Source organism: Flavobacterium sp. 245 (assembly GCF_004362055.1).
Lineage (GTDB): Bacteria > Bacteroidota > Bacteroidia > Flavobacteriales > Flavobacteriaceae > Flavobacterium.
In genome coordinates, this window is the sequence record NZ_SNXB01000001.1 from 303,110 (window position 1) to 314,467 (window position 11,358).

At 34.6% G+C, this 11,358-nt stretch carries 12 protein-coding genes; 9 read left to right on the forward strand and 3 right to left on the reverse strand.

Annotation, left to right across the window (positions count from 1 at the left end; all coding sequences use genetic code 11):
- The first annotated feature begins 29 nt into the window (after positions 1-29).
- Both EV145_RS01280 and EV145_RS01285 read left to right on the forward strand, forming a co-directional pair.
- Complete coding sequence (locus tag EV145_RS01280; protein ID WP_133523433.1) at positions 30-476, forward strand: very short patch repair endonuclease; 447 nt, start codon at positions 30-32, stop codon at positions 474-476.
- Positions 477-576: 100 nt separating this feature from the next.
- A complete protein-coding gene (locus EV145_RS01285; RefSeq protein WP_133523434.1) occupies positions 577-891 on the forward strand; it encodes an HPF/RaiA family ribosome-associated protein in 315 nt (104 codons plus the stop codon).
- A gap of 140 nt (positions 892-1,031) precedes the next feature.
- On the opposite strand, the gene EV145_RS01290 is transcribed toward EV145_RS01285, so the two are convergent.
- Positions 1,032-1,703 (reverse strand): hypothetical protein, encoded by a 672-nt coding sequence (locus EV145_RS01290; protein WP_133523435.1) that lies wholly within the window; start codon positions 1,701-1,703, stop codon positions 1,032-1,034.
- Positions 1,704-1,938: 235 nt separating this feature from the next.
- Between EV145_RS01290 and EV145_RS01295 the strand changes: the two genes are divergently transcribed.
- From EV145_RS01295 to EV145_RS01315, 5 genes are all read left to right on the forward strand, one after another.
- Positions 1,939-2,430, forward strand: coding sequence for a nuclear transport factor 2 family protein (locus EV145_RS01295; RefSeq protein WP_133523436.1), 492 nt, complete (start codon positions 1,939-1,941; stop codon positions 2,428-2,430).
- 262 nt (positions 2,431-2,692) lie between these two features.
- Positions 2,693-4,075, forward strand: a complete 1,383-nt coding sequence (locus EV145_RS01300) for an ammonium transporter (protein ID WP_133523437.1) — start codon at positions 2,693-2,695, stop codon at positions 4,073-4,075.
- Between the two features lie 167 nt (positions 4,076-4,242).
- Positions 4,243-4,920, forward strand: coding sequence for a tRNA (guanosine(46)-N7)-methyltransferase TrmB (gene trmB / locus EV145_RS01305; protein WP_133523438.1), 678 nt, complete (start codon positions 4,243-4,245; stop codon positions 4,918-4,920).
- A gap of 43 nt (positions 4,921-4,963) precedes the next feature.
- On the forward strand, positions 4,964-5,602 hold the full coding sequence (locus tag EV145_RS01310) for a LysE family transporter (RefSeq protein WP_133523439.1): 639 nt from the start codon (positions 4,964-4,966) through the stop codon (positions 5,600-5,602).
- 161 nt (positions 5,603-5,763) lie between these two features.
- The gene (locus EV145_RS01315) at positions 5,764-6,090 is read left to right on the forward strand and encodes an MGMT family protein (protein WP_133523440.1); all 327 of its coding nucleotides are present in this window, start codon (positions 5,764-5,766) and stop codon (positions 6,088-6,090) included.
- Between the two features lie 75 nt (positions 6,091-6,165).
- Here the strand turns inward: EV145_RS01315 and EV145_RS01320 are convergent, their stop codons facing one another.
- Together EV145_RS01320 and EV145_RS01325 are read right to left on the reverse strand one after the other, a co-directional pair.
- Entirely contained in the window at positions 6,166-7,491 is a 1,326-nt protein-coding gene (locus EV145_RS01320) for a sensor histidine kinase (RefSeq protein WP_133523441.1), read from the reverse strand.
- A 133-nt stretch (positions 7,492-7,624) separates the two neighbouring features.
- The gene (locus EV145_RS01325) at positions 7,625-8,968 is read right to left on the reverse strand and encodes a sigma-54-dependent transcriptional regulator (RefSeq protein ID WP_133523442.1); all 1,344 of its coding nucleotides are present in this window, start codon (positions 8,966-8,968) and stop codon (positions 7,625-7,627) included.
- 158 nt (positions 8,969-9,126) lie between these two features.
- On the opposite strand from EV145_RS01325, the gene EV145_RS01330 reads away from it, so the two are divergent.
- Complete coding sequence (locus EV145_RS01330; protein ID WP_133523443.1) at positions 9,127-10,374, forward strand: efflux RND transporter periplasmic adaptor subunit; 1,248 nt, start codon at positions 9,127-9,129, stop codon at positions 10,372-10,374.
- 219 nt (positions 10,375-10,593) lie between these two features.
- Positions 10,594-11,301: an ABC transporter ATP-binding protein gene (locus EV145_RS01335; RefSeq protein ID WP_133523444.1), complete on the forward strand. Its 708-nt coding sequence runs from the start codon at positions 10,594-10,596 to the stop codon at positions 11,299-11,301.
- The last annotated feature ends 57 nt before the right edge of the window (positions 11,302-11,358 follow it).

Genomic DNA, 11,358 nt, shown 5'->3' on the forward strand with positions numbered 1-11,358 from the left:
AATTTCAAACCTTTAATAATTAAATATCCATGGACTGTTTTACGCCAGAACAACGTTCCAAAGTCATGAGTAGAATTCGTGGCACTAATACCAAAGACGAAGTTCGTTTGGCAAAAGCATTATGGCATATTGGATACCGTTATCGTAAAAATAATAAAAAGGTTTTTGGCACTCCAGATTTGACTTTTACAGCATTAAAAGTTGCCATTTTTGTCGATGGAGAATTCTTTCACGGCAAAGATTGGGAAACCAGAAAAAAACCGCAGACTAATTCGGAATATTGGATCAAAAAAATCGAGCGAAATATGCAACGAGATTACGAAGTCAATGCCTATTTAGAATCTCACAATTGGAAAGTTTTGCGTTTTTGGAGCAATGATATTAAGAAGAATTTGGGCGCCTGTATTGTAGAAATTCAGAATACAATAATTCTCAGAACAGAGATATTGACAAAGATTCCTTCTTCTATAGAATGATAAAAAAGTGACGAAAAATTTCATAATGTTTTATTAACTCGCTTGGCTTTTCTCTTTAAAAAAGATAGCTTTGAGAGACAATCATAAAATACAAACCATTATGAAGATTCAGATCAACACCGACAAAAACATTGATGGACACGCTAGATTAGAAAACTACTTTTCTGCAGAATTAGAAAAAGGCTTAGCTCGTTTTGAAGACAAAATTACCCGTATTGAAGTTCACTTTGGGGATGAAAATGGGGAAAAGTTTGGCCTGCATGATAAAAAATGCTTGATCGAAGTGCGTCCGCAAAAATTACAGCCAATTACCGTTACAGAACACTCCGATACATTAGAAAAAGCTTTTAGCGGTGCTTTGAGCAAAATCAAAAAATCACTAACTACTACTTACGAAAAACAAAAAGCTTTTTAAATTTCAAAGTATATAAAAAAAAGACGTTTCAATTTGAAACGTCTTTTTTTTATAGTTTGAAAAGGGACAAAGGTTCAAAGATACAGAGCGACAAAGGTTTCTTTGGACCTTTGCCACTTTGTTCCTTTGAACCTTTTTCTCTACGATTTCGGAAGAGGCGCTCCTACAGCAATATCACATCTGTGTCCTGCCTGTCCGTGTGGCGGATTCATTCCTTCGGCTACTGTTTGCGCTGGTTCGGTACTTAATAAAGCAGGAACCGCATTATTTCCTGCGGGTGGCGTTACGGTAAACGATTGTGAAGCGCTTCCGCTTTGTGCAGTATTTGACGCAGCAGGTTTTGCAACTGGTGAATTTAAAGGAGCTCCAACCGGAATATCACATCTGTGACCTGGCTGACCGTGCGACGGATTCATTCCTTTTGCAACTTTTACCGGTGCGGCAACTGTTGTTGTAACTACATTTTTTTGATTTGGATTCACTTGAACCACTTGTGGTGCTTGGGTTGTTGTCACCTGGCCTTGTTGTGGCGCAGCCGAATTTAATGGCGCACCAACGGCAATATCACAACGATGTCCCGGCTGTCCATGAGCAGGATTTAATCCTTTTGTTTCTCCTAAAACTGTATTTGGGTTTGCAGTCTGGGTTTGTACAACTGGCGTGTTTGTCGCGGTTTTTGCAGTATCTTTTGCAAGTCCAAGTCTGACCAATTCTGATGTTGCGGTATTTTCTTGAGGCTCTAATTCTTTTTTACAAGAAATAAAAAGCAATGTCGAAAAAGCCAGCGAACTTATTAAGATTTTCGGATTCATGATTGTGGTATTTTAAAGCTCTCAAATATAAAAATTTTAAACCATATAAGTAATGTAAGGGAATTTTAGTTTTACAGGGAATTACTTAACTTAATAATCTCGCAAAGTCGCAGAGTCGCAAAGTTTTTTACACAGGTTTAAAAGACAATTAAATTAATTATGTCCCACTATTATATGAGCTTGTATTCCTTATATGGTTAAAAACCTTTAACTTTAAGGTCAAATAACCTAACTCATGAAAAAAACAATTCTACTTCTTTTATTTGTTGCTTCTTTTGCAAATGCACAAACTTCTGATAAAGACAAAATCAATCAGACTTTAGATACTTGGCACAAAGCCGCTGCCGATGTTAAATTTGACGCTTATTTTGATTTAATGGCTGATGATGCCATTTTTATTGGAACAGACGCTACCGAAAACTGGACCAAAAAGAACTTCAAAATTTGGGCAAAACCTCATTTCGATAAAGGAAAAGCATGGAACTTTACTGCTTTAGAACGTCACATCTTTTTTGACAAAACTGGAACTATTGCTTGGTTTGATGAATTGCTAAATACTCAAATGAAAATTTGTCGCGGATCGGGCGTTTTGGTTAAAGTTGGAAAAGAATGGAAAATCCAGCATTATGTTCTCTCCATGACAATTCCAAATGAAGAAGTCGATGCGATTACCAAAATAAAAGCACCAATCGAAGATGCCTTGATTGCTAAACTTCAAAAAAAATAAACAATTTTCAGTTTTATTCTTATAATCCTAACTTTTAGAAGGCTTTAGAAAGCTCATTATCAAAATAATTATAATACAATTGACAATTTTAGGTGCAAATTAGAACTTCAAAATAAAATACTCTCAAAAAACACCTCTATAATTTACAAAATCATTTAAAATAAAAACCACACCGCTATTTTAACAGCCCTTGAAATCAAAATATTTAATTTTTTTTAACTTTGACCCCAAAAAAAATAGGGTTCAATAAAGTATTTGAAAAATGAAAATAGAAAAACGCTGGATCATTTCCTTTATTATGATAAGCATTGTTTGCATCACGGGTGCATTTTGGCCAACAATGACCGAAAATAGTTATGTATTATCTGAATTTGACACTACCGATCATATTGTTCCGGCCGATGTTGCCTGGATGTTGACTTCATCTTGTTTAGTTTTAATCATGACGCCTGGTTTATCTTTTTTCTACGGCGGAATGGTTGGCAAAAAAAATGTGATTTCGACCATGCTTCAAAGTTTCATTTGTTTGGGAGTGGTTACACTTTTATGGGTTGTAGTTGCTTTTAGTCTTGCTTTTGGAGAACCAGTTGGTTTTGGCTCTGGCGATCATTTTTATAGTTTCTTCGGGAATCCTACCACTTTTGCTTTTATGGATTATGTGGGCGTTTTGCCTCATAAGCAATTAGCCAGCACGATTCCGTTTATGCTTTTTGCTTTGTTTCAAATGAAATTTGCCATTATTGCTCCGGCAATCATCACAGGTTCATTTGCAGAACGTGTTCGATTTATATCCTATTTAATTTTCATTAGTTTATTTACGATTTTTATATATGCTCCTTTATGCCACGCAGTTTGGTACCCAACTGGGATTTTAGGAAGCTATTTTGGCGTTAAAGATTTTGCCGGAGGAACGGTAGTACACATGAGTTCTGGTTTTGCTGCTTTGGCAGGAGTTATTGTTTTAGGAAAAAGAAAAAACAGTCAGCATATTCCAACTAATATTCCTTTTGTATTATTAGGAACCGGAATGCTATGGTTTGGATGGTTTGGCTTCAACGCGGGTTCTGCCCTTGCTGCAAACGGAACCGCCGCTATGGCTTTTGCAACCACAACAACTTCATCAGCCGCTGCAATGCTAACTTGGATTTTCTTTGACCGAATGAACGGAAGAAAAGTTTCGGCACTTGGCGCCTGTATTGGAGCAGTAGTTGGTCTTGTTGCCATTACTCCTGCCGCAGGTTTTGTCTCTGTTCCTGAAAGTATGTTCTTTGGTTTTGTAACGGCTTTGGTTTCCAACACGGCAGTAAATTGTAAATATTCAAAAAAATTCGACGACACTTTGGACGTTTTTGCTTGTCATGGAGTTGGAGGAATTATGGGAATGATTTTAACTGCCATTTTTGCACATGGAGAAAACGCAAGTTTACTACACGGCGGATGGAATGTTTTTGGGCATCATATGATGGCATTAGTTTTAGTTTCGCTTTTTACTTTCTTCGGAGCGTACTTCTTGTTCAAAGTAACAAACTTTATTATTCCGCTGCGAGTTTCTGAAGAATCAGAACATATTGGACTTGATTTGTCGCAACACGATGAAACGCTTGATCCAAAAACAAAAGCAATTACTGAACCGCATTACGGGTAAAAAATAAAGTTTGCCACGAATTACACTAATTTCCACTAATTTTCTTCTACAAGCAGTTAAATTGATTCGGGGAAATTCGGGAAATTCGTGGCAAAAAAATTTTAAACCATAATTACGTTCTATTCATTCGTTTATATTCCTTAATTTTGCGGAAAATTTTTGTAAAAGTGGGAAGTAAAAATAAACTTAAGAGATTCAGAGAAAACGAAACATTTCAAAACGTTTTTCAGCCAACCAGAGAAGAAGTTGTAGGTGATTTAATGCCTTTAAGAGGAAAATGGAATTCTGATTTCTTTAAAAATGATAATCCATTAGTTTTAGAATTAGGGTGCGGAAAAGGAGAATATTCTGTTGGATTAGCTGAAAAATATCCCAACAAAAATTTTATCGGAATTGACATTAAAGGTGCGCGTTTCTGGAGAGGCGCTAAAACCGCTGTTGAAAACGGACTGCATAATGTGGCTTTCGTTCGTACACAGATCGAATTAATCAATCATATTTTTGCCGAAGGCGAAGTAGACGAAATCTGGATTACTTTTCCAGATCCTCAGATCAAATACAAGAGAACGAAACACAGAATGACTAATTCTGAATTTCTTCAATTGTATAAAAAAATCCTTAAAAAAGACGGTGTCGTAAACTTAAAAACCGACAGTGAATTCATGCATGGCTATACGCTTGGGTTACTTCATGGAGAAGGACACGAGGTACTTTACGCCAATCATAACGTTTATAAAAATGAAGGAAGTCCTGAAGTTGTTACTGCAATTCAGACATTTTACGAAAAACAATATTTAGAAATTAACAAGGCAATTACGTATATTCGTTTCAAAATTAAAGACTAATTTAATTTCGAAAAACAAATATTCTAACTGATCCAGTAACTGAATGGCATTATTTACTCCATTACTTTCGGGCTTTATTGCGGCTGCAATTGGGATTATTCCGCCAGGTTTAATCAACATGACCGCAGCTAAAATAAACATGAAAGAAGGGAAAAAGAATGCACTCTGGTTTGTTGTTGGTGCTGTTTTGGTCATTTTCTTTCAGGTTTCAGTGGCCGTTTTATTTGCGCGCGTTATCGACAATCGACCAGATGTTGTGACTTTATTGCGTGAAGTTGGTTTTGTAATTTTCTCTATTTTGACAATCTACTTTTTGTTTATTGCCAAAGATCCGCAAACCAAAAAGAAATCTAAAATCAAAAAAAGCAGTAAAAAAAGCCGTTTCTTTCTCGGAATGTTGCTTTCTGGCTTAAACTTTTTTCCTATTCCGTATTATGTTGTAGTAAGTGTGACGCTTGCATCCTATCATCTTTTTGCATTTGAAAACAATATTATTTTCACTTTTGTCTTAGGCTCGGTTTTAGGCTCGTTTGCCGCTTTGTACAGTTACATCGCTTTCTTTGGAAGAATCGAAAAGAAAACAGATTACCTGATGCGCAACATGAATACAATTATTGGAAGCATTACCGGTTTAGTTGCCGTGGTAACGCTCTTTAATATTTTGAATTATTACTTTGGATAGAAAATATTGGCCACAGATTATAAGATTAAAATAATTTCTTGTTTATTCTGTAAAAAAAAAATTCTCACGCGGATTTAGCAGGTTTAGATTATTTTTATCTGCGAGAAACCAATTTTAAGAAATCTTTCTAATCTTATAATCTGTGGCAAAAAACCAAACCTATGGCTGAAGAAAATTTTTTTGAAAGAGTTTATGCAATCGCCAGACAAATTCCGTACGGAAGAGTGACTTCTTATGGCGCCATTGCTAAAGCTTTAGGAACTGCTCGTTCTGCCCGAATGGTTGGCTGGGCAATGAACGCCTGTCATAATATGGATGATGTTCCCGCACACAGAGTGGTAAACCGAAAAGGGCTTTTAACTGGAAAACACCACTTTGACGGAACGAATTTAATGCAGCAACTTCTCGAAAATGAAGGCATTGAAGTTATAGACAATCAAATTATAGATTTCGAAAAACACTTTTGGCAACCTGAAATGGAATACTGATTTTTCTTTACATAACAAAACAACCCAATCTTGTCATTTAATGACAACTATACGTATACTTTCTAAGATTGAAACCTAAATCAAGCAAATAACAAAGCTGGTTTTGTCTTCATCCGTTTGGTAGCTTAAATAACCTCCGTGGGCTTCTATAATGTTTTTAGAAAGCGTTAAACCAATTCCGGCGCCATCTTTTCTGGTGGTAAAAAATGGAAGGAAAACTTTATCCTGAATTTCTGGATCGATTCCTTTTCCGTTGTCGGCAATTGAGATAAAAAAGCGATTATTTTCTGTATAACTTGATACATACATTTTCTTTTCTGATTTTTCTTTTAGCGCATAAATACTGTTTGTAATCAAATTAATAATCACTTGTTCCATTTGATTTTTATCAATTAAAATCGAACGCGAGCTGTGAATTTCATTGATTAATTCAATGTTTTCGGCTTTTAAAATCGGACTCATAATGCGGAGACAATCTTCGAAAAGAGCATTTATTGAGGTCATTTGTTTTGTTGGCGTTGGCAGCATGGCGAGTTTACGGTAATTTTCCACAAAAACCTGCAAATGATCACTTCTGTTTATAATCGTCGAAATACTGCTTTTAATATCATCAAAATCATCTTCTTCCAACTTTTCCTGATCAACAATGTGAAGTAAATTCTGCGAAAGCGCACGAATTGGAGTCAAAGAATTCATTAATTCATGCGAAATAATTTTCATCAGATTGATCCATGCTTCTTTTTCTTTTTTCTCAATAACACGCTGAATACTATCCAATAAAATAATAAAATATTCTCTATTATAACTTTGAGTTCTTGAAGTCTGAAGCATAAAAGTCTGTAAATCCTGCTCTTCAATTTTAATAGAAATAGCCGATTTTAATTCGCTGAAATCTGTTTTTTCAATTTCAAAACAAAGCGACGGAAGGTAATTTTTAAGGTATTTCCAATGACTTACTTTTGGCACTTTAAATAAATCCGAAAAACAGTCATTCATTAAAAAAATATTCCAATCATCGTTTTCTTTTTCCAAAATCAAAGCGGCGCTGTCAATATTATTTAAAAGCGAACGATAAATCAATTCTTTCGAAATTTGTTCCTGTTGCTGCACTTTTAGGGTTTCATACAAAAGATACAAACTTTCAAAATTGTCTTTTCTATTCTCTTCGGGGAAATTTGTTGTAAAGTCGTTCTGCAAAATCGAAAGCAAAGTTCTGTCGTAAAACTGCAATTGGTTTTTTACATAAAAATACATTTCGGCCAGCATAATTAGAACAAAAATACCAACCAAAAGTGCGTTGTAATAAAACATTTTATAAATCAGAAAAACGCAGAAGAAAAAGAGTATCATTACAAACAAGACTCTCACAAACAAGGCGTTATAAAATTTCCAGTTTTTCATTTTTATTTTTTGTTTGCCACAGATTAAAAGGATTAAAATGATTTTTTGCTTTGTCTTTAAATTTTAGTTTCACCCAGATTTAGCAGATAAAAGAAATCTTGACTCTTTATTCTTGACTCTTTATTCTTAATTCTTAATTCTTCAAATCGTATTTTTCAATTCTTCTATACAAGGCCGCTCTTGACAAACCTAATTCCTCGGCGGTTTTGCTGATGTTGCCGTGGTGTTTGAATAAGGCTTTTTCAATTGCCGTTTTTTCTAATTCAGAAAGTGGGTTTTCATCGTTTTCCTGAATTTCTTCAAAATCTAAAATATCAAGATCGTGAACTGTAATCGTATTATTATCGGCTAAAATCAGCGCACGTTCAATCTTATTTTCCATTTCGCGCACATTTCCTTTCCATGGATATTTTTCTAAATAAGGCGCAACATTTTCTTCAAAATGCCAATTGTCTTGATTGTATTTTTCGGCAATTTGATCGAGAACAAAATGCGCCATTGGCACAATATCTTCTTTTCGTTCGCGAAGAGGTGGCAAATTAATTTCCATCGTATTGATTCGGTACAGCAAATCTTCTCTAAAAACTTTATTTTTTACCTCCGCTTTAATATCATTATTAGTTGCCGAAATAATTCGGACATTTAAAGGTCTTGCTTTGCTTTCGCCTAAACGCGTAACCGTTTTTGTCTGTAAAACATGTAATAATTTAGACTGTAGATGAAGCGGAATATTCCCAATTTCATCTAAAAAAATAGTGCCATTTTGAGCCGATTCAAATCTTCCTGGCGTATCTGTTTTGGCATCTGTAAAAGCGCCTTTTGCGTATCCAAAAAGTTCGCTTTCGAATAAATTATCACTCAATGAACCCAAATCAACATGAACAAAAGGTTCGTTTTTTCGTTCTGAATTCTGATGAATAAATTCCGCAAAAACGTATTTCCCCGTTCCGTTTTCGCCTAAAATCAAAACATTCGCATCTGTTCGCGCTACTTTTTCGGCAATCGAATAGGCTTGTTTAATTTTTTGAGAAGTACCCGTAAAATATCTTTTTTCTGTTTTTTCAACAACAGGTTTTTTATTGTTTTTTCGGCTTTCGGCGACAGCCTTATCAATTATTTCGAGTAATTTTTCATTGTTCCAAGGTTTCAAAACATAATCAAAAGCCCCAATTTTTATACCTTCAACAGCAGTATCAATTTTCCCAAAAGCAGTCATTAAAATCACAATTGTATTTGGAGAAAGCGTTTTGATTTCTTTCAGCCAATGAATTCCTTCGCGTCCATCTTCAAACCCAATTCGGTAATTCATGTCCAATAAAACAACATTTATGTCATTTTCGGTCAAAGCAGCGATGATTTTTTTTGGGCTATTTTCAGTAAAAATGGTTTCAAAATGCTTTTTGAGAATCATTTTTGCCGAAAAAAGAATTTCTTCCTGATCGTCAACAATTAATATTTGGGCTTGTTTTTTTCTCATCCTGTATTTTTTTGTCCGATTTTGAACGGTCAACTGTTCATTATCGAACACTCTTCTTTTGGGTTGTTTTGAAAAGCTTCTTTAAAATCAATGCTTTACAAATTATAATTTTTGTGGCACAGTATTTACCTATTGGCTATCAGTAAATTATTTAAAAAATGGACACCGTTATTCCTCGTAAAAATAGAAAATTTAGATATCTCACAATAGCAATTGGAGTTTTTTTAGTTTTGGCCACAATTATCTTTTTTTCGTTTAACACTAAAAGAAGTTTAAATGTAAAAGCGCAAGAACTTTCGATCCAAAAAGCCGAAAAAGCTTTTTTTGAAGATTTTGTGGTTTTTCAGGCCAAAGTTGAACCTTTAAACGTAATGCTTGTCAACGTTACTGAAGGCGGATCTGTAAAAGAGATTTTTGTTGAAAATGGCGCAATGGTTACAAAAGGTCAATCGCTGGCAAGACTATACAACCCAAATACAGAACTGAATTACCTAACTCAGGAAACAGCAATTATCGAGCAAATCAATAATTTGAATACGGGAAAACTGAACATCAGAAATCAGGAATTGAATTTAAACAAAGATTTAGTTTTGATCGAACACGATTATAACGATGCCAAAAGATTGTACGACATGAACTCGAAATTGTATGATAAAGATGTGATTTCGAAAAATGATTGGAATACTTTTAAAGAAAGTTTACGTTTTCAGGAAGAACGAAAAAGAACCATACAGCAGAGTATTCAGAAAGAAAAACAAACCAACCAGATTCAAATTTCACAAATCAACCGTTCGATTCAGACCATGGAGAAAAGTTTGGATATTTTACGAAACAACAAGAAAAACTTCCTAATTACCGCTCCAGAATCTGGTCGATTAACATCATTTGAACCTGTTTTAGGAAAAACATTCCAGGCGGGAGAAAGCATAGGGAAAATCGATTCGAAAAAAGGCTACAAACTTACTGCCGATGTAGATGAATTTTATTTGGAGAAAGTCCGAGAAGGTTTAAAAGGACAAGTAGAATTTAAAGGAAAAGCACTTGAAGTTGTGGTTACCAAAGTAATTCCGGAAGTCAAAAGCGGCCATTTTACAGTAGAATTGGCTTTTACATCTAAAGAAAATATTGTACTGCAAGATGGACTTAGTTTTGGCGTAAAACTGATTTTATCTGAGAGAAATAAAATATTGGTTCTGCCAAAAGGAAGCTTTAATCAAGAAACAGCAGGAAAATGGATTTTTGTGGTAAAAGGAAACAAAGCAGAACGAAGAAATATAAAATTAGGAAGAGAAAATCCTTCTTATTATGAAGTTCTTGAAGGACTAAAAGAAGGCGAATCTGTGATTACTTCATCGTATTCAGATTATAAAGATATCGAGGAATTATCGATTAGTAATACGCAGTAAACGCAATCTTGTCATTTCGACAGAGGAGAAATCACAAAAAACCGAGAAAAAGTTTGCCACGAATTACACAAATTTTCACAAATTTTTATTCAGCGCGAAAAAATTAAAAATATAATTCGCGGAAATTCGTGCAATTCGTGGCAAAAAAATATAAGTTTCAATCATCAGTCAAAATCATCAATCAAAAAACGAATAATAACATTTAACACCTTTAGCATTATGATAACAATTCAAAATTTAACCAAAGTTTTTAGAACAGAAGAAGTAGAAACATCAGCATTGAGCGGTATTTCTTTAGAAATTAAAAAAGGGGATTTTTTAACTATCATGGGACCTTCAGGTTGTGGAAAATCGACTTTATTAAATATCATCGGGCTTTTAGACAGCGCCAGTGGTGGAAGCTATAAATTACTAGATCAAGAAATGATTGGTCTAAAAGAAAAAGGAAGAGCGCAGGTTCGTAAGGAAAATATCGGATTCATTTTTCAGAATTTCAATCTTATCGATGAACTTTCTGTATATGACAATATCGAGTTGCCTTTGCTTTACAACAATGTAAAAGCATCTGAAAGAAAACAAAAAATTGAAGCCATTGCCGAAAAATTAAATATTTCGCACCGATTAAAACATTTTCCACAACAGCTTTCTGGAGGTCAGCAGCAAAGAGTTGCAGTTGCAAGAGCTTTAGTGAATGATCCGAAAATCATTCTTGCCGATGAGCCAACTGGAAACTTAGACAGTAAAAACGGTAACGAAGTAATGGAACTTTTAACCGATTTACACGCAAAAGGCGCAACAATTTTGATGGTAACCCACTCTGATTATGATGCTTCGTTCTCGCAAAGAACCATTCATATGAAAGACGGTGTGATATTCTCTGAAAAATTAAACCAGAGAAATGTAGATGTTTTTATGGACGCTAAATAAAAGAAAAGATGGTAAAATTTATCGTAGCAGCAATCGTAATTCTGGTAGAATTTGTCT